Here is an 18,713-nt window from a genome sequence, read left to right on the forward strand (position 1 = left end):
CCATCAATGATCAAGGAAGATCGCCGCGGGACGGTCTGCATCATCGAGATCGACCGTCCGCGCCGGCGCAACGCCCTCGACCATGCCACCGTCGCCGCCTTGCGGGCGCGCTTTGCCGCCCTGGACAGCGATCCGGCGGTGTCCGCCATCGTGCTCGGGGGAACGGCGCCCGGCTTCTGCGCCGGCTCGGACCTCAAGGAGCTCGCCACCCTCGACCGGGACGGCATGGCCGAGCACGAGGCGGAGACCGCGGCCTTCGCCCGCGCCCTCTCCTTCCTGTCCAAGCCGGTGGTGGCGGCGGTGTCCGGCTTCGCGCTCGGCGGCGGCTTCATCCTCGCCGCCTCCTGCGACGTGGTGGCCACCGAGCCGGCGGCCCGCTGGCACCTGCCGGAGGTGTCCAACGGATGGATTCCGCCGTGGGGCCTGACGGTGCTCTCCGCCCGGTGCGGGCCGGTGGCGGCGCGCCGCCTCACCTGGGGCGCCCGGCCCATCGACGGCACCGAGGCGTATCGGCTCGGCGTCGCCGACATCGTCGCCGCCGACGCCCTCGACGCGGCGGTGGCGGAGGCCGAGGCGCTCGCGCGCCTTCCCGCCGAGGCCGTGGCCTCCACCAAGCGCTTCTTCGCCCGGCAGATCATGGCCGCGGGCGAGGCGGAGGACATGGAGGCCAACCGCCTGTTCGTCGAGGACTGCCGCAGCGCCGCGGCGACCGCCACCTTCCAGCGATTCGGAATGACCGCATGAACGCCCCCCATTCCCATGCCCGCAGCAAGGTGGTCTCCGCCGAGGAGGCCGCCGGCCTGATCCGCGACGGCGACACGGTGGCCTGCGTCGGCGTGATCGGCTGGATCACCCCGGACCTTGTGCTCAAGGCGGTGGGCGAACGCTTCTCAGCCTCCGGCACGCCGCGCGGCCTCACCTTCTATTTCCCGGTGGGCACGGGCGACGCGGTGGACATCCGGGGCATGGACCATGTGGCCCAGGAAGGCCTCATGAAGCGCATCGTCTCCGGCTCCTACATCAACCCTCTGAATCCACGGACGGGCGAGCGCCCCGCGCTCATGGGGCTGATCCGCGAGAACAAGGTGGAGGCCTATTCCTGGCCCATCGGCGCCACCATGCACTGGCTGCGCGAGGTGGCGCGCCGCTCGCCCGGCTATCTCACCAGGATCGGCCTCGGCACCTATGCCGATCCGCGCCACGGCGGCGGCAAGTTCACCGCCCGCTGCCAGGACGATCTGATCGAGGTGGTGGACTTCCGCGGCGAGGAGCACCTGTTCTATCCCTCCTGGCCGCTCGACGTGGGCATCATCCGCGCCTCCTCCGCCGACGAGTTCGGCAACCTTTCGTGGGAGGACGAGCCGCTGCTCTCCAGCAACCTGCAGATCGCCCTGGCGGTGAAGGCCTCCGGCGGAAAGGTGATCGCCCAGGTGCGGCGCATCGTGCCGCGGCATTCGCGCCCGGTGTCCTCGGTGCGGGTACCCGGCGTGCTGGTGGATGCGGTGGTGGTGGACCCGAAGATGGTCATGAGCACCGGCGTCGACTACGACCCGGGCTATCTCGGAATGGCGAACCATCCCCTGGAGCTCGGCCCGCTGCCGATCTCGCCGGACAAGGTAATCGCCCGGCGCGCGGCGCGGGAAGTGCGGCCGGGCGAGGTCTCGATCTTCGGCTTCGGCGCCTCCTCCGACACGCCGCAAGTGATGGCCGAGGACGGCCTGCTCACCGGCGACAAGCTCTACGACTACAACTTCACCACCGAGCACGGTCCGTTCGGCGGCTTCGTGATGAGCGGCTGGCAGTTCTCGGCCAATTGGAACCCGGACGCGCTGCTCGACGGGCCGACCCAGTTCGACTTCATCGACGGCGGGCTGTGCCCGTTCGCGGCCCTCGCCTTCGCCCAGTTCGACGCGGCGGGCTGCGTCAACGTCAGCAAATTCGGCGCCGCCAATCCTGGCGCCGGCGGCTTCATCGACATCGCCGCGAACGCGCGCCGCCTGGTCTTCACCGGCACCTTCACCACGGCGGGCCTCGAATGCGGCTTCCAGGACGGGCGGCTCTCCATCCTCAGGGAGGGCAAGGTGGGCAAGTTCGTCCAGGCCGCCGACAGCATCACCTACCGCGTGCGGGACGGGGTGCGCCAGCTCGGCCAGGAGGCGCTGATCATCACCGAGCGGGCGGTGTTCCGGGTCGAGGCCGACGGGCTCGTCCTCGCAGAGGTGGCCGACGGCATCGACGTGAAGACCCAGATCCTGGACCTCATGGCGTACCAGCCCGTAAGGATCGCCGATCCCCTGCCCAAGATGGATCCGGCGCTGTTCAAATAAGACCAAGAAGACAAATGCACAAATACAATGGGCATAATCCGACTCGACGACACAAAAAAATTGGGAGGAGCACATGGTTACGAGACGCAACATGATCGCGGGCGGAGCTGCGCTGGCCGCCTCGGCGACGCTGGCCGCCCCGGCCATCGCCCAGAAGACCCACCGCTGGCGCATCCAGACGCTGTGGCAGGCGGGCACGGTGAACCAGCAGGCGTTCGAGCGCTTCTGCGAGAACGTCAAGGCCATGACCGACGGGCGCTTGCAGATCACCCCCCTCGCCTCCGGCGCGGCGGTGGGCCAGCAGGAGACGCTCGACGCCGTCTCGCGCGGCCTGCTCGACGGCCACCATCCGGCGACGGTCTATTGGACCGGCCGCAACCCGGCGTTCGGCGTCATCGGCGACCTCAACGGCGCCTATGACACGCCCTACCAGGCGCAGGACTATTTCGAGAATTACGGCGGCCTCGATCTGCTGAAGGAGATCTACAAGCCGTTCAAGATCTACCCCATCGGCGTCGCCTGGTGGGGCATGGAATCGATCCCGGTCGCCCGTCCGGTGAGGAGCCCCGACGACCTCAAGGGTCTCAAGATGCGCCTGCCCCAGGGCATGTCGGCGGACATCTTCGCCAAGTTCGGCGTGGTGGCGGTGAACCTGCCCGGCACCGAGGTGTTCAGCGGCCTCGACCGCGGCGTCATCGAGGGGGCCGACTGGGGCACCCTCGGCATGAACGCCGAGATCGGCCTCCACGAGAAGGCCAAGTGGGCGCTGTTTCCGGGCTTCCATTCCATGCCGGTGGGCGACGTCTCGGTGAACCAGGACCGCTGGGACGCGCTGCCTGCCGACATCAAGGCCATCCTGACGGTGGCGGTGCGCGACTTCTGCCGCGACATGGTCCAGTCGGTGGCGCGCCAGGACGCCGCCACCGCCGTCGCCCTCGCCGACAAGAAGGTGGAGCTGATCGCCTGGACCCCCGAGGGGCGGCGCAAGTTCCGCACCGTGGCCGAGGAGGTTTGGCAGCAGTACGCCCAGAAGAACGAGCTCTGCAAGAAGGCGGTGGACGGCCAGGTCGCCTACCTGAAGAGCCGCGGCCTCATCGGCTAGAGCGCGATCCGGGCAGATCGACTCCGTCGGCCTGGTGAACTGCCCTCAACTCTAAGATCGAGAACGCGATTTCCCGTCAGCTTGCGGGCCAAGCTGACGGCCGCGTGCTCCAGCACGTGGGAGGCGGGACCTTCCCGCGCCCTCGTCCCCGGAGGAGAGCCCCATGAACAGGTTCGACCGCGCCAGCGCCGCCTTCAGCGACGCCATCGCCTGGATCTACTTCGCCGTGTTCCTGATCACCGCCTACGACGTGGCGGCGCGCTACATCTTCAACGCGCCGACCGTGTGGGGCGCCGACCTCGTGATCGCGATCGCCGGCATCCACTACATGCTCTCGGGCGCCGGCGCGCTCCTGCGCGGCGACCACGTGCGCATCGACGTGATCTACAACATCTTGCCCAAGCGCCTGAAATTCCTGTCGGACATCGCCTCCGACATCATCATCATCGCGGTGCTCGTGGCGCTGGTCTGGTTCGGCATCGCCCAGGCGCTGCCCTCGATCCACGATGTCGAGACCACCGGCACGGCCTGGAACGCGCCGACGCCCATGATCATGAAGATCGCCATCCCGGTCGGCGCCGCGCTCATGCTGGCCCAGGCCGTGGTGAACCTCGTCCGCCGCCTCGGCGGCGCGGAAGGTCCGCCGGCCGAGACCGCCGACGCCACATCCCGCCCGCTCGACTGAGCCCGCCTGCCCTCCGACCGGCACAGGTATCCCATGTCCATCGAATACGGCACGCTCTTGATCGTGACGCTCATGGTCGCGCTGATGGTGATCGGCCTTCCGCTCGCCTTCGTGACCGCGTTCACCGCGGGTGTCTTCGGCTTCATCCTCTTCGGCACCGATAGCTTCTTCCTGATCGTCAGCCGCATCTTCACGCTGATGAACAATTACGCGCTGATCTCGGTGCCCCTGTTCGTGCTCATGGGCTGCATCCTGGAGCGCAGCGGGCTGGTGGAAGGGATGTTCAAGTCGCTCCACCTGCTGGTGGGGCGCATCCCCGGCGGGCTCGCGGTGGCGACCATCTTCGCCTCCACCATCATGGCCGCCATGGTGGGCGTGATCGGCGCCGAGATCGTCACCCTCGGCCTCGTCTGCCTGCCGGCAATGCTCCGGCGCGGCTACGACAAGCGCCTCGTCAGCGGCGTGATCTGTGCCGGCGGCTCGCTCGGGACCATGATCCCGCCCTCGGTGGTGCTCATCGTCTACGGCCTCGTGGCGCAGGTCTCCATCGGCAAGCTGTTCATGGCCGCCATCGGGCCGGGCCTGCTGCTGGCCGGCCTCTATGCGGCCTACGCGGTGTTCATCTGCTGGAAGCGGCCGGAGCTCGCCCCGCCGCCGGACCCGCGCGAATACGACGTCCCGCTGTCCCAGCGCGTCGCCGAGATGCGCCAGCTGATCGCCCCGGCGCTGCTCATCGCGTTCGTGATGACCTGCTTCTACACCGGCATCGCCACCCCCACGGAGGTGGGCGCGCTGGGCACCCTCGGCGCCCTCGTGATCCTGGCGGTGAACGGCCAGTTCACCTTCGCGAACCTGCGCCATTCGGTGGTGCAGACCGGGCGCACGGTCGCCATGGTCACCTGGATCTTCTTCGGCGCCTCGGCGCTGGTGGGCATCTACACGCTGGCCGGCGGCACCGACTTCCTGCGCGCGGAGATCCTGGACCTCGGCTTCGGCCCGCTCGGCACGCTGCTGCTGATGATGGGCATCCTCATCGTGCTCGGCTGCTTCATCGACTGGATCGGCATCGCGCTGCTCACCATGCCGATCTTCGTGCCGATCATCAAAAGCCTCGGCTACGACCCGGTGTGGTTCGGCATCCTGTTCTGCATGAACATGCAGCTCTCCTATCTCTCGCCGCCGTTCGGGCCGGCCGCCTTCTACCTGAAGGGCGTGGCGCCGCCGGAAGTGTCGCTCTCCGACATCTTCGCCGGGGTGTGGCCCTTCATCCTGCTCCAGCTGCTGGCGCTGGGGATGGTGATCGCGCTGCCCGAGATCGCCATGTGGCTGCCGGCCCATACCCAGTGAGGGCGCCATGACCGACACGCATGGCATCCTCGCCGAAGAGGCCCACGGGGCGGTGCGCCGCCTCACCATCCTGCGGCCGCTGCGCCGCAACGCCATGGACGGCGCGCTGGTGGACGCCCTCGCCGCGGCGCTCCGGCGGCTCGACCGGGACGAGGCGGTGCGCGCCATCGTGCTCGACGGCGCAGCCCCCGGCTTCTGCGCCGGGAGCGATCTCAAATACATCAGCGCCATGGATCTCGACGCGATGCGCCGCTTCGAGCAGGCCTGCGGCGATCTCGGCCGCCTCATGAGCTTCCTCTCGAAGCCCGTGGTGGCGGCGGTGGAGGGCTTCGCCATCGGCGGCGGCCTCACGCTCGCCGCCTGCTGCGACCTGGTGGTGGCCGGCAGGGGCTCGCGCTGGAGCCTGCCGGAGGTGCCCATCGGCTGGCTCACCCCCTGGGGGCTGAAGGCGCTGGTGGCGCGCGTGGGCTTCGTGCGCGCCCGCACCCTGTGCTTCTGCCTGGAAGCCCTCTCGGGCGAGGAGGCGCTCGCCATCGGGCTCGCCGACCGGCTGGCGGAGGACGGCCAGTCGCTTTCTGGCGCGCTGCGCCATGCGGGGCTGCTCGCCGATCTGCCGCCGCCCGCCGTCGCCGCCACCAAGCGCTTCTTCGCCCGCCACGTGATGACCGATGGCGAGGCCATGGACGTGGAGGCGAACCACCTGTTCGCGGCCAACTGCGCCGCCCCGGCCGCCCGCGCCACTTTCGACACGTTCCGCGCCAAATCCCAGTGAGGATGCCATGCTGCTCGATCTGTCCGACGACGAGACCCTGTTGAAGTCGAGCCTGGAGGCGTTCTCCCAGCAGGTGCTCGCGCCCCGCATCAAGCCATTCGTCGACCGCCACGAATTCCCGACCGCGCTGGTGAAGGAGTTTCTCGCCCTCGGCTTCATGGGCACGGCCTATGAGGAGGCCTATGACGGCGGCGGCATGGGCACACGCGGCGCCGCCATCGTGGCGGAGACGCTGGCGCGGGTGGAGCCGGGGTTCGCCGCCATCTATCTGTGCAACAGCGCGCCCATGACGGTGATCTCCCGCTACGGTTCGCCGGAGCAGAAGGAGAAATGGCTGGCGCCGCTCTGCCGGGGCGAGATGGTGGCCTCCTTCGGCGTCACCGAGCCCCAGGGCGGCTCGGACGTGGCCGCAACCCGCACCCGCGCGGTGGAGGACGGCGACCACTTCGTGCTCACCGGCGCCAAGATCTTCTCCACCAACGGCGGCACGCCGCTCCACGGCCTTTCCACCATCATCGCGGTGACCGATCCCGAGAAGGGCGCCAAGGGCCTGTCCACCTTCGTGGTGCCGGTGGGCACGCCGGGCTTCCGGGTGGGCAAAGCGGGGCGCAAGATCGGCTGGCGCATCGCCGATTCCGTCGAGCTCTATCTCGACGAATGCCGCATCCCCAAGGCCAACATGGTGGGCAACCGGGGCGACGGGCTGAAGCAGATCCTCACCACGCTCTCCATCGGCCGCATCCTGGTGGCAGCCACCGGGCTCGGCCTGTCGCGCAAGGCGGTGGACCTCGCCCGCGCCTATGCCGCCCAGCGCAAGGTGGGCGGCGTGCCGATCCTGGCGAACCAGGGCGTCGCCTTCCCGCTCGCCGACGCGCTCACCAAGATCCATGCCGCCGAGCTGATGGTGCGCAACGCCGCCGCCATCTCCGACGCCGGCCGGCCGTTCCGCACCGAAACCTCGATGGTGAAGCTGTTCGCCAGCGAGATGGCGAGCGAGATCGCCGACATCGCCATCCAGGTGCACGGCGGCTACGGCGTGTTCGAGGAGTTCGAGGTGTCGGGCCTGCTGGGCGAGGCGAAGGTGCTGCGGATCGTCGAGGGCACGAGCGAGGTGCAGCGCCTCATCATCGCCCGCGAGCTGGCGCATTAAAACGCGATCCGGCCCCGTGGAACCGCACCGCGGTTCCACGGGTTCGGCGAGCCGCTCGCTCTTTCAAGTTCGAGAACGCGCCCCGCGCGCCGCTACGGCGACAGGGCGATCTGCTCGAGCCCCAGGGTCTCGGGGAAACCGAGCACCAGGTTCATGTTCTGGACCGCCTGGCCGGACGCCCCCTTCACCAGATTGTCCAGCGTCGAGACGATGATGGCGCGACCGGCGACCCGGTCCGCCACCACGCCGATGAGCACCATGTTCGAGCCGCGCGTGTGCCGCGAGAGCGGCACCTGCCCCATCGGCAGGACGTGTACGAAGGGCTCGCCCTTGTAATAGGTGGCGAGGATCTGGTGCAGGTCCTCGGCCTTGGCGCCGGTGGTGCGCACATAGAGGGTGGCGTAGATGCCCCGGTTCATGGGCGCGAGCACGGGCACGAACATGGGCGCCACCGGGCGGCCGGCGGCCTTGGAATATTCCTGGTCGAGCTCGCCCATGTGCCGGTGCGAGCCGACCGAATAGGCGAAGATGCCCTCGGACACCTCCGAGAACAGCATCGCCTCCTTGGCGGTGCGGCCCGCCCCCGACATGCCGGTCTTGGAATCGATGACGATGGTGTCGGGGTCGATCGCCCCGGCCTCCAGCAGCGGCACGATGGGCAGGATGGCGGTGGTGGTGTGGCAGCCGGGATTGGCGACCAGCCGCGCCTTCCTGATCTCCTCGCGATAGATCTCCACCAGGCCGAACACCGCCTCCTTCTGCAGCTCCAGCGCCGCGTGCGGGTGGCCGTACCACTGCTCGTAGGCGCCGGGATCGGCGAGGCGGAAGTCGGCGGAGAGGTCGACCACCTTGAGGTTCGGGTGCTTCTCCAAAAGCCCCTTCACCACCTGCTGGGTGGTGGCGTGGGGCAGCGCGCAGAATACCAGGTCGACGCCCGAGAAGTCCGCCTCCTCGATGGTGACGAGCCGCGGCAGGGGGAACGGCGCGAACTGGGGGAACACGTCGGCCATGGCCTGTCCGGCCTTGCGGTCGGCGGTCAGCACCGTGATCTCGGCGCGCGGATGGCGCAGCAGCAGACGCACCAGCTCCGAGCCGGTATAGCCGGAGGCGCCGAGCACGGCGATGCGAGCCTTCTGATCCGCCATCTTCCTCTCCTGACGCAGCCGGCGCGCGCGGCGGCCGGCAAAGGGGGGCGAGGGTGTCTACACCCATCCCCCGGTCGGGGAAAGGCGGGAAGCGGGATCGGGTTCCCGTGCGCCGGCTCAGCATCCGATCACGCGGCCGGCGCCCTCGTCAGATGTTGATCTTCACCGACGCACCCTGCTGGGCGCAGCGGGCCGCGCCGCCGTCGCGATGGACCTGCGGCGCCTTGGACATGGCGGCCGCCGTCTGGCCCATGCACCATTTGGCGTGGCGCATGGGGGTCCACCCATTCGTTGGCGCGCTTCCAGTCGCAGCCAGGCGCCCCAGCGCCGATGCTCAAATGTCGAGCAATTCCTCGTCGGTGAAGGCGGCGCGCTCGGAGATGAAGGCGAAGCGGGCCTCGGGCTTGTTGCCCATGAGGCGCTCCACCAGATCGGCGGTCGCCGCCCGCTCGGCGTCCTCGATGCCGACCCGCTGCAGCGTGCGGGTGCGCGGGTCCATGGTGGTCTCCTTCAGCTGCGCCGGCATCATCTCGCCGAGGCCCTTGAAGCGGCCCACGTCCACCTTGCCTTTGCCCGTGAATTCCTTCTTCAGGAGCAGGTCCTTGTGGGCGTCGTCGCGGGCATAGAGGGTCTTCGGCCCTTGCGTGATGCGGTAGAGCGGCGGCACGGCGAGGAAGAGGTGGCCCTCCTCGATCAGCTTCGGCATCTGCCGGTAGAAATAGGTGACGAGCAGCGAGGCGATGTGCGCGCCGTCCACGTCCGCGTCGGTCATGATGATGACCTTCTCGTACCGCAGGTCCTGCTCGCGATAATGGGTGAGCGCGCCGCAGCCCAGCGCCTGGCCGAGGTCGGCCAGCTGCTGGTTCTGCGCGAGCTTGTCGCGCGTCGCGTTGGCGACGTTGAGGATCTTGCCGCGCAGGGGAAGCACCGCCTGGCTCTTCCTGTCGCGCGCCTGCTTGGCGGAGCCGCCGGCCGAATCGCCCTCGACGATGAAGATCTCCGATCCCGCCGCCTCGGTGTTGGAGCAGTCGGCAAGCTTGCCGGGCAGGCGCAGCTTGCGCACCGCGGTCTTGCGGGAGACCTCCTTCTCCTGGCGGCGGCGCAGCCGCTCCTCGGCCCGATCGATCACATGGTCGAGCAGGCGCATGGCCTGCACCGGATTGGCGGCGAGCCAGTGGTCGAAGGGATCGCGCAGCGCCTGCTCGACGATCCGGGCGGCCTCCTGGGTGGCGAGGCGGTCCTTGGTCTGGCCCTGGAATTCGGGCTCGCGCACGAACACCGAGAGCATGGCCGCGCAGCCGGCGATCACGTCGTCGCCGGTGACGATGCCGGCGCGCTTGCCCTGACCGGAGCGCTCGGCATGGTCCTTGAGGCCCTTCAGCAGCACCGCCCTGAGGCCGGTCTCGTGGGTGCCGCCGTCCGGGGTGGGGATGGTGTTGCAGTAGGAGGAGATGCCGCCGTCGGCATCCGCCACCCACGCCACCGCCCATTCCACCGAGCCGTGCCCGCCGGGCTTCTGGATGCGGCCGGAAAAGATGTCCTGGTGCACCAGCGTCTGGCCGTCCAGGTCGCCGGCGAGATAGTCGCGCAGCCCGCCGGGGAAGCGGAACACCATTTTCTCGGGCAGGTCCGTGCCCTTGACGAGCTCCGGCGCGCAGGACCAGCGGATCTCGACGCCGCCGAACAGGTAGGCCTTCGAGCGCGCCATGCGGAACACGCGGGCCGGCTCGAAATGGGCCGAGGGGCCGAAGATTTCCGGGTCGGGATGGAAGCGCACGCGGGTGCCGCGCCGGTTGGTGATCCGCCCCACCTCCTTCAGCGGGCCCTGGGGCACGCCCTTGGAGAAGCTCTGGCGGTAGAGGGTCTGGCCCCGGGCCACCTCCACCTCCAGGTCGTCGGAGAGCGCGTTCACCACCGAGACGCCGACGCCGTGCAGGCCGCCGGAGGTCTCGTAGACCTTGCTGTCGAACTTCCCGCCCGCGTGCAGCGTGGTCATGATGACCTCCAGCGCCGACTTGCCGGGGAATTTCGGGTGGTTCTCCACCGGGATGCCGCGCCCGTTGTCGGTCACGGTCAGGTAGCCGTCCGCTCCCAGTTCCACCTCGATGAAGGAGGCGTGGCCCGCCACCGCCTCGTCCATGGAATTGTCGATCACCTCGGCGAACAGGTGGTGCAGCGCCTTGGCATCGGTGCCGCCGATATACATGCCCGGCCGGCGCCGCACCGGCTCCAGGCCTTCCAGCACCTCGATATGGGCAGCGGTGTAGTCGCCAGCCATGGCGGGCACCGCGGCGGCCTTGGCCTTGCTTGCGGGCTTGGGGGCGGGACGGGGCGAGGACGCCCCGAAGAGGTCATCGGTATCGGACATGGATGCTCGATTAGCAGAAGCGCGGGGGCGGGCGCACGCGAATCGTTCCGCGCGCTTGGCCTGATCCACGCCATAGTGGCAGACCCGGCCGTTGAGGGGAACGGAAGGGAAACATGAAGGTCCCGGCCGCGATGGGGGCGGCTGGCGTTTTGGGGGGCGGCTGCGGCTTCACTTGGGTCGCAAGGGGTCGCCTGGTGCGCGGGGGTCCTGCGCTGAACCCTGGCTCGACGCTCCGGCTGCTTTGTCGCTTGGCCGGGGAACGGCGCCGGCTACGCCGTCGCTTGGCCGGGGACCCCACCCTCGCGCCCCGGCGACTGGAACGGCGCGCAGCGCCGTGGAAGGAGAGCCGGGGCCCAGCGCAAGGACCACGCCGCAGGCGACCACCTGCGCCGAAGGCGGCGTCCCCCTGATCGCGAGTGACCGCCCCTACAACGCCGTCAGCGCCGCCGGGCGCCCCGAGCGCGCCAGCCTCAGCACCACCTCAGCCGCCCTCACGCTCGGATGGTCGGCGCCGATGGCGAAGATGGCGTCCAGCCGGGCGAAGCCTTCGAGCTGGCGGGCGCGCTGCGGGGTATCGGCGATGGTGCGGGCGAGCGCGTCGGCGAGCACCGGGACGGTGAGGAATTCCTGCAGCAGCTCGGGCACCACGTCCTCGCCGATCACCCGGTTGGCGAGCACCACGCTGGTGCCCTGGAGCAGCCGCCGGCCGATCTGCGCCTCCAGCCAGCCGATGCGATAGGCCGCCACCATGGGCACGCCCGAGAGCGCCAGTTCCAGCGTCACGGTGCCGGACGCGGCGAGCGCGGCGCGGGCGCTGCGGAACGCCGCGAACTTCTCCGCCTCTCCCACCACGATGCGCGGCTGCACCGGCCAGCGGGCGACGGTGTCCTCGATGAGGCCGCGCAGATGCGGCAAAGTGGGCAGCACCAGCTCCATGGGCCGGGTCTGCGCCAGGCGGCCGAGCGCCCAGCCGAAATCCGCGCCCAGCCGGGTGATCTCGCGCCGCCGGCTGCCGGGCAGCACCAGGACCACGGGCGGGTCGGCGGCGCGGCGCGCCGCCTCCTCCGGGCCCGGCCGCAACGCGCCGAGCCGCTCCAGCAGCGGATGGCCCACATAGGTGGTGGGCGGCCCGCCGAGCTCGCGGTGCACGTCCGGCTCGAACGGCAGCAGCGCCAGGAGATGGTCCACATAAGGCCGCATGGCCGCCGCCCGCCCCGAGCGCCACACCCAGACCGTGGGTGACACATATTTCACGATCGGGATGTGCGGATGGGCGGCGCGCACCCGCGCGGCGACCCGGTGCGTGAAATCCGGCGCGTCGATGAGCACCAGCACGTCCGGGGGATCGGCGAGCACCGCCTCGACCGTCTGCCGCAGCCGCCCGAGGATGCGCGGCAGGCGCGCGAGGACGGCGGCGACGCCGATGGCGGTGAGGTCCTCCATGGGAAACAGGCTCGCGAGCCCAGCTTTCGCCATGCGCGCGCCGCCAATGCCGGAAAAGGCGATGCCTTCGGGGGCGCGCGCGGCGAGCGCCTCCATGAGCGCGCCGCCCAGCTGGTCGCCCGATTCCTCGCCCGCCACCAGGAACAGCCGGAGCGGCCGGCCCGCGTCAGATTTCGCCATCGCCGCCCGATCCCGCTAGCCGCCCCGCGCTTGGCGGCGACATGCCCACCACGAACAGTCCGGCGCCGTCGGCGGCCTGCACCAGCGTCTCCACGTCCGGAACGATGGCGCCGCGCGCCTCGAAGGCGATGCCCGCCAGCCCCACCTCGGCCGCGCGGCGCACCGTGTGCGGCCCGAGCGAGGGCAGATCGACGCGCCGGTCCTGACCGGGCTTGGGCGCCTTCACCAGCACGCCGTGCCGTTCCGGAAACCGCAACCGGCCGGAGCGGCGCAGCGCGCCGAAGCGCGCCAGCATCTGGTCGGTGCCCTCGGCCGCCTCCACCGCCACCACCCAGCCGTCGGCGACGATCACCGCCTGGCCGACGTCGAACGGACCGAGCGTGCGGATCACCGCGAGGCCTTTCGCCATGTCCCCCTCCTGGTCCGCGGTGGGCCGGCAGGAGCCCAGCACCCCTTCCGGCAGCAGCAGGGACGGCGCGGCCTCGTGCGCGCCGATCAGGTGGAAGCCCTGCTCCTGCACCAGCTCCAGCACGCCCGACAGGAGGTGGTTGTCGCCGCCCCGGAACAGCCGGGCGATGCGCGGCAGGAGGCGCAGCATGGTGAGGTCGAAGCCGAGGTCGCGCATCCGCGGCCGGGTGAGCCCGCCCACCATGACGAGGTCGCGGATGCCGCGCGCGCGCCCCCTGGCGGCGACCTTGCCCAGCGAGCCGAGGCGGAACCAGACATGCTCGTAGCGCTCCAGCGCCGGATCGGCGAAGCCCTGGATCAGGAACAGCACCACCTCGCGCCCCTCGGCGGCGACGGCCTCGGCCACGGCGCCGGGAAACGCGCCGCTGCCGGCGACGATGCCGAGCGGCCCGCGGCCGGCGCGCGCGGCCTCGGCGCGGGGCGGCGGCCGCCCGGCCCCCGGCCCGGCGGCCGGCGCCTGCGTTCCCGGGGGCGGCGGCTCGCTCACGGCTAGGCCTCCTGGACGACGCCCCGCGAGGGCTGGCACAGGGGGCGCGAACGGTCCTGGTCGACGAAGGCGACCACCTGCGCGGCGAAGTCCGACTGGCCGGTCATGGCGCGCACCCGATCGAGGCGCTGCTCGAACGTGCCGGCGCCGAAGAACAGGTCGCGATAGACCGCGCGGGCCTCGTGGAGCTGGGTCTTGGTGAAGCCGCGCCGGCGCATGCCGATGACGTTGAGCCCCACCAGCTTGCCGGCCTGGCCGAGCACGTTGCCGAACGGGATCACGTCCTCGCGCACGCCGGTGAGGCCCGAAATCATGCATTGGGCGCCGATGCGCGTGTATTGGTGCACCGCGCACAGGCCGCCGAGGAAGGTGAAGTCGCCCACCGACACATGGCCCGCCAAGGTGGCGTTGTTGGCGAACACCACGCTTTCGCCGATCAGGCAGTCATGGCCCACATGGGCGCCCACCATCAGCATGCAGCGGGCGCCGATCACCGTCTGCCCGCGCCCGCCGGCGGTGCCGGTATTGGCGGTGACGTGCTCGCGGATGACGCAGTCCTCGCCGATGAGGAGACGGGTCTTCTCGCCCTTGTAGTGCACCGATTGCGGCGGCGTGCCGAGCGAGGCGAAGGGGTAGACGACGGTGCGCGCGCCGATCGCGGTGGCGCCGGTGACGTTCACATGGGAGACGAGCCGCACCCCGGCGGCAAGCTCCACTTCCGGCCCCACGCTCGAGAACGGGCCGATCTCAACGTCGTCGGCGAGGCGGGCCCCCTTGTCCACCATGGCGGAGGGGTGGATGTTCGGCACGCCTCACGTCTCCATGATCATGGCGCCAAGGCGCGCCTCGGCCACCAGCTCGCCGCGCACTTTCGCCTCGCCGCGATACCACCACATGTTGCGGCGGCGGGTGATGCGGGTCATGTGGTATTCCAGCACGTCCCCAGGCACCACGGGCCGGCGGAACTTGGCCTCGTCAATGGTCATGAAATACACCAGAGACGGCGTTTCCCGTTCCTTGCCGAGCACGCAGATGACCCCCGCGGTCTGCGCCATGCCCTCCATGATGAGCACGCCGGGCATCACCGGATTGCCCGGGAAATGGCCCTGGAAATGGGGTTCGTTGGCGGTGACGTTCTTGATGCCCACGCAGGAGAGATCGCCGTCGATCCGCTCCACCCGGTCCACCATCAGGAACGGATAGCGATGGGGCAGGCAGGCGAGCACGCGCTGGATGTCCACGCTCTGGAGCGTCCTGGGCGCCTCGGCCAGCGATCCGGCCCCGGTCCCCGCATCCCCCTCCGCCTTCCGCTCGGCCATCCCCTGCGACGTGTCGCTCATGCGCCCCTTCCCTCGTCATTCCCCGGCTCGCTTGCGTCGGGATCAGCGGTGCGGCGCTGGGCGAGACGCTTCACGGTCATCACCTCGCGGAACCAATCGCGCACCGGCTTGGCCGGCGAGCCGCCCCAGCGCACGCCGGGCGGCACGTCGCCCGCCACATTGCTGGAGGCGGCGATCTGCGCACCGGCGCCGACCGTGACATGCCCCACCACGCCCACCTGGCCGCCGAGCATCACGAAGTCGCCCAGCGTCGCCGAGCCCGATATGCCGGTCTGGGAGACGATGATGCAATGGCGGCCGATCACCACGTTGTGGGCAATCTGCACCAGATTGTCGATCTTGGTGCCCTCGCCGATCACCGTGTCCTTGAGGGCGCCGCGATCCACCGTGGTGTTGGCGCCGATCTCCACGTCGTCCTGGATCACCACGCGGCCGATCTGCGGGATCTTGAGATGCCCCTTCGCGCTCGGCTGGTAGCCGAAGCCGTCGCCGCCGATGCGCGCGCCCGCCTGGAGGATGACATTGTTGCCGATCAGAGCGTGGGTGACGCTCGATCCCGGACCGACGGCGCAGTTGCGGCCGATGCGCACCTCGGCGCCGATCACCGCGCCGGCGCAGATCACCGTGCCGGTCCCCACCTGGGCGCCGGCGCCGATGACGGCGCCGGGATCGACCGTGACGCCGTCCTCGAGGCGCGCGGTGGGATGGACCAGGGCGCCCGGCGCGATGCCCTCATGGGCAAACAGCGCCTGCGGCCGCAGGGCCGTGGGATAAAGGGCCCGCGTCACCAGCGCGAAAGCGAGCGCCGGCCGCGCCGCGATCAGCACCGGCAACCCGGGCGGCGCCCGGGAGGCGAAACGCTCGGAGGTGATGCAGGCGCCGGCGCCGGTGGTGGCGATGCGGTCGGCGAACAGGAAGGTGTCGCAGAAGGCGAGGTCCTGGGGGCCCGCCACGTCGAGGCTGGCCACCGAGGTGATGGTGCGTGCGCCCCACGCCGCGACCGCCGCGCCGTCGCCAGCGAGCCGGGCGCCGCTGATCCGGGCCACCTCGGCGAGGGTGATCGGCGGGGGGATGGGGAAGAAGGCCGTCTGGCTCATGGATCAACAGGCTCGGGCGCCGCTGATCCGGGCCACCTCGGCGAGGGTGATCGGCGCGGGGATGGGGAAGAAGGCCGTCTGGCTCATGGATCAACAGGCTCGGGCGCCGAGGGGCTTGTGCACCTCGACGCCCGCGATGGGAGGATGGGCGATCAGAAGCGGGTGCCGCCGGAGAAGCGGAACGCCTGGGTCTGATCGTAGGACGCCTGCGAGAGCACCCACGCATAGTCGAAGCGCAGCGGGCCGAAGGGCGACTGCCAGATCAGGCTGGCGCCGATGGAGGAGCGCACCACGTCCTCGTCCGCCACGCAGACGTTGCCGGAGACATTCTTGGTGGCGTAGCCCGTGGTGGCGCAGTTCACGAAGTTGGGCCTGCCGTAAATGTTGTTGCCGTTCCAGTTGATCACGTTCGGGAACGCCGTCGGGCCGCCGTAATTGAACAGCGAGCCGGCGTCCGCGAAGATCGCGCCCTTCATGCCGATGTCCTTGGGCAGGAAGGAGAACGGGAACTGGATCTCGGCGGAGACGCCCCAATAGGTGGTGCCGCCGAGCGCGTTGGTGGTGTCCGCAATGCAGTTGGCGTAGGGCAGCGTGCCGAGATTGCTGGCGGCGCAGGGCGCCACGTCGCGCGGGCCGATGCCGGAGGGCGCGAAGCCGCGCACCAGGTTCGGACCCATGAAGAAGTTGTCCATGATGTCCAAATCGTCGTCGCCCCAGGCCTGCACATAGCCGCCCTGGGCCCGCAGGACGAGCACCGAGTCCATGATCAGAGGCGTGTAGTGGCGGATGTCGCCGGTGGTGCGCAGGAAATTCACGTCGCCGCCCACGCCGGCCAGATCCTGCTTGAACTCGGCATAAAGGCCCTGGGTCGGGTTCAGATTGTTGTCGAGGCCGTTGAAGGACAGCGTGTAGCCCACCGCGGAGGTGATGGTCGCGCCCTGCGCCACCGCGTCGCGGATCGCCCACGACACGTCCTGCATGCATTGCAGGTAGAGGCCGCCGCCTTCCGTATAGCTGTCGCAGATCGACAGTTCGCGCTGATAGAGGTTGTAGCGCAGCGCCAGGGTCACCTCGTCGGTGATCGGCAGGCCGAACCGCAGGCCACCGCCGACGATGGTGGAGTTGTAGGCGGTGTAGCTGGTGGCCTGCGACTCCTTCCAGTAGAGGTCGACGCCCGCCGCCAGCCGGTAGCCCAGGAAATAGGGCTCGGTGAACGAGAATTCCGCGCCCTGGGCGTTCTGGCCGAACGAGCCGGAAATCTTCACATACTGGCCGCGGCCGAGGAAGTTCTTCTCGCCCAGCGAGATCTCACCGATGATGCCGTCCTGGGTCGAGTAGCCGCCCGACACCGCGAACTCGCCGGTGGGCTGGTCTTCCACGTCCACCACCAAGATGACGCGGTCGGGCGCCGAGCCCGGCTCGTTGGTGATCTTCACGTTCTTGAAGTAGCCGAGATTGCGCAGGCGCCGCTCGGCGCGATCGACGAGCACGCGGTTATAGGCGTCGCCCTCGCCGAGGTCGAACTCGCGACGGATCACCCAGTCGCGGGTGCGGGTGTTGCCGCGGATATCGATGCGCTCGATATAGACCCGCGGGCCTTCCTCGACCACGAACACGATGTTGATGCGCTTGTTCTCGAAATCACGGTCGCCGCGCGGCCGCACCTGGGCGAACGCATAGCCGTTCTTGGACACCTCGATGGTGACGTTCTCCACCGACTTCTCGACCAGTTCGGCGTTGTAGACCTGGCCGTCGGCGACGCGCAGCGCGCCCTTGAGCGACTGGGCCGGCACGTCGCGGATGTTGGACACCAAATCCACCTTGCCGAACTTATACTGGTCGCCCTCGTCGAGGGTGAAGGTGATGATGAAGCCGTCCGGCGTCTGCTCGGCGGTGGCCGCGAGGATGCGGAAGTCGGCATAGCCGTTCTTCAGATAGAAGCGGCGCAGCAATTCCTGGTCCGAATTGACCCGGTCGGGATCGTACACGTCCGTGGACTTGAGGAACGACAGCCAGTTGGTGACGGTCGTCGAGACCACGTCCTTCAGCTTGTAGTCCGAGAAGGCCTTGTTGCCGACGAACCGGATGTCCTTGACGCCGGTCTTCTCGCCCTCGTTGATCTCGAAGACGAGGTCGACGCGGCCGTTGCCGCGGTCGATGGTGACCGGGTTGACCCGCACGTTCTGGCGGCCCGAGCGGCGATAGACCTCGATGACGCGCTGGGTATCGGCCTGCACGGTGGCCTTGGAGAGGGTGCCGCGGGGCTTGGACTGCACCTCGCCGGCCAGAACCTCGTCCTTGATCTTGGTGTTGCCCTCGAAGGCGACCTTGTTGATCACCTCGTTCTCCGACACCCGCACGACGATGCGCCCGCCGGCCTGCGAGATCTGCACGTCGGAGAACAGGCCGGTGGCGTAGAGCGCCTTCCAGGCCTCGTCGATCTTGGCGGCGGTGTAGGGGCCGGTGCCGAAATAGGAGCGGATGGTCTGCGCGTCGACCCGGCGATTGCCCTCGACCACGATGGAGCTGGACTGGGCCGCCGCCTGTGACGCACCCGCCAGGGACCCGGCTACCGCCCCGACCGCGACGCAAGCGGCGATACCGAGCGCGGCGGCCAGCGTTCTCAACACCTGGAGCGGAGCAGTCATGTGGCGCGCAACCTTACGATTTCGTTGTTCTCAAACCGGCACGGCAACCCGTACAGATTCTCACCCTGCGAAGCCGCTTGTACAGGCTTTTACCTGCGGTGCAAACCAAACCCACCCCGCAGCGCCCGCTTTTCTGAGCGACCGTTGCGCTCAC

At 69.6% G+C, this 18,713-nt stretch carries 16 protein-coding genes; 7 read left to right on the top strand and 9 right to left on the bottom strand.

The genetic code is table 11. The annotated features are described in order from the left end of the window. Positions 1 to 6 precede the first annotated feature (6 nt). The 7 genes from ABLE88_RS01290 (at position 7) to ABLE88_RS01320 (ending at position 7,383) form a co-directional block, all read left to right on the top strand. Positions 7 to 744, top strand: a complete 738-nt coding sequence (locus ABLE88_RS01290) for an enoyl-CoA hydratase/isomerase family protein (RefSeq protein WP_348829557.1) — start codon at positions 7 to 9, stop codon at positions 742 to 744. Beyond that, positions 741 to 2,327 carry an acyl CoA:acetate/3-ketoacid CoA transferase gene (locus ABLE88_RS01295; RefSeq protein WP_348829558.1) on the top strand — a complete coding sequence of 529 codons (1,587 nt, stop codon included), beginning with the start codon at positions 741 to 743 and terminating at the stop codon, positions 2,325 to 2,327. The genes ABLE88_RS01290 and ABLE88_RS01295 overlap by 4 nt, the downstream gene beginning before the upstream one ends. A gap of 73 nt (positions 2,328 to 2,400) precedes the next feature. Further along, positions 2,401 to 3,429 carry a TRAP transporter substrate-binding protein gene (locus ABLE88_RS01300; protein ID WP_348829559.1) on the top strand — a complete coding sequence of 343 codons (1,029 nt, stop codon included), beginning with the start codon at positions 2,401 to 2,403 and terminating at the stop codon, positions 3,427 to 3,429. 163 nt (positions 3,430 to 3,592) lie between these two features. Then, the gene (locus ABLE88_RS01305; protein WP_348829560.1) at positions 3,593 to 4,114 is read left to right on the top strand and encodes a TRAP transporter small permease subunit; all 522 of its coding nucleotides are present in this window, start codon (positions 3,593 to 3,595) and stop codon (positions 4,112 to 4,114) included. 33 nt (positions 4,115 to 4,147) lie between these two features. Further along, the gene (locus ABLE88_RS01310; RefSeq protein WP_348829561.1) at positions 4,148 to 5,461 is read left to right on the top strand and encodes a TRAP transporter large permease; all 1,314 of its coding nucleotides are present in this window, start codon (positions 4,148 to 4,150) and stop codon (positions 5,459 to 5,461) included. A gap of 7 nt (positions 5,462 to 5,468) precedes the next feature. Next, complete coding sequence (locus tag ABLE88_RS01315) at positions 5,469 to 6,233, top strand: enoyl-CoA hydratase/isomerase family protein (protein WP_348829562.1); 765 nt, start codon at positions 5,469 to 5,471, stop codon at positions 6,231 to 6,233. A 7-nt stretch (positions 6,234 to 6,240) separates the two neighbouring features. Continuing rightward, positions 6,241 to 7,383 carry an acyl-CoA dehydrogenase family protein gene (locus ABLE88_RS01320; protein ID WP_348829563.1) on the top strand — a complete coding sequence of 381 codons (1,143 nt, stop codon included), beginning with the start codon at positions 6,241 to 6,243 and terminating at the stop codon, positions 7,381 to 7,383. A gap of 92 nt (positions 7,384 to 7,475) precedes the next feature. Here ABLE88_RS01320 and argC read toward each other — a convergent pair whose 3' ends face one another. From argC to bamA, 9 genes are all read right to left on the bottom strand, one after another. Beyond that, positions 7,476 to 8,528: an N-acetyl-gamma-glutamyl-phosphate reductase gene (gene argC / locus ABLE88_RS01325; RefSeq protein WP_348829564.1), complete on the bottom strand. Its 1,053-nt coding sequence runs from the start codon at positions 8,526 to 8,528 to the stop codon at positions 7,476 to 7,478. 148 nt (positions 8,529 to 8,676) lie between these two features. Then, on the bottom strand, positions 8,677 to 8,802 hold the full coding sequence (locus ABLE88_RS01330; RefSeq protein ID WP_348829565.1) for a hypothetical protein: 126 nt from the start codon (positions 8,800 to 8,802) through the stop codon (positions 8,677 to 8,679). Between the two features lie 60 nt (positions 8,803 to 8,862). After that, a complete protein-coding gene (gene parE / locus ABLE88_RS01335; RefSeq protein ID WP_348829567.1) occupies positions 8,863 to 10,896 on the bottom strand; it encodes a DNA topoisomerase IV subunit B in 2,034 nt (677 codons plus the stop codon). Positions 10,897 to 11,322: 426 nt separating this feature from the next. After that, the gene (lpxB, locus tag ABLE88_RS01340; protein ID WP_348829568.1) at positions 11,323 to 12,519 is read right to left on the bottom strand and encodes a lipid-A-disaccharide synthase; all 1,197 of its coding nucleotides are present in this window, start codon (positions 12,517 to 12,519) and stop codon (positions 11,323 to 11,325) included. Beyond that, complete coding sequence (locus ABLE88_RS01345; RefSeq protein ID WP_348829569.1) at positions 12,506 to 13,474, bottom strand: LpxI family protein; 969 nt, start codon at positions 13,472 to 13,474, stop codon at positions 12,506 to 12,508. Before ABLE88_RS01345 ends, lpxB begins: the two co-directional genes overlap by 14 nt. A 2-nt stretch (positions 13,475 to 13,476) precedes the next feature. Further along, positions 13,477 to 14,283, bottom strand: coding sequence for an acyl-ACP--UDP-N-acetylglucosamine O-acyltransferase (lpxA, locus tag ABLE88_RS01350; protein ID WP_348829571.1), 807 nt, complete (start codon positions 14,281 to 14,283; stop codon positions 13,477 to 13,479). A 3-nt stretch (positions 14,284 to 14,286) separates the two neighbouring features. Continuing rightward, entirely contained in the window at positions 14,287 to 14,793 is a 507-nt protein-coding gene (gene fabZ / locus ABLE88_RS01355; protein WP_348831056.1) for a 3-hydroxyacyl-ACP dehydratase FabZ, read from the bottom strand. Between the two features lie 17 nt (positions 14,794 to 14,810). Beyond that, positions 14,811 to 15,911, bottom strand: a complete 1,101-nt coding sequence (gene lpxD, locus ABLE88_RS01360) for a UDP-3-O-(3-hydroxymyristoyl)glucosamine N-acyltransferase (RefSeq protein ID WP_348829572.1) — start codon at positions 15,909 to 15,911, stop codon at positions 14,811 to 14,813. Between the two features lie 152 nt (positions 15,912 to 16,063). Beyond that, positions 16,064 to 18,559: an outer membrane protein assembly factor BamA gene (gene bamA / locus ABLE88_RS01365; RefSeq protein ID WP_348829574.1), complete on the bottom strand. Its 2,496-nt coding sequence runs from the start codon at positions 18,557 to 18,559 to the stop codon at positions 16,064 to 16,066. Between the last annotated feature and the right edge of the window lie 154 nt (positions 18,560 to 18,713).

The sequence above is a fragment of the Xanthobacter luteus genome (assembly GCF_040049235.1).
In the GTDB taxonomy this organism is placed as follows: Bacteria; Pseudomonadota; Alphaproteobacteria; order Rhizobiales; family Xanthobacteraceae; genus Xanthobacter.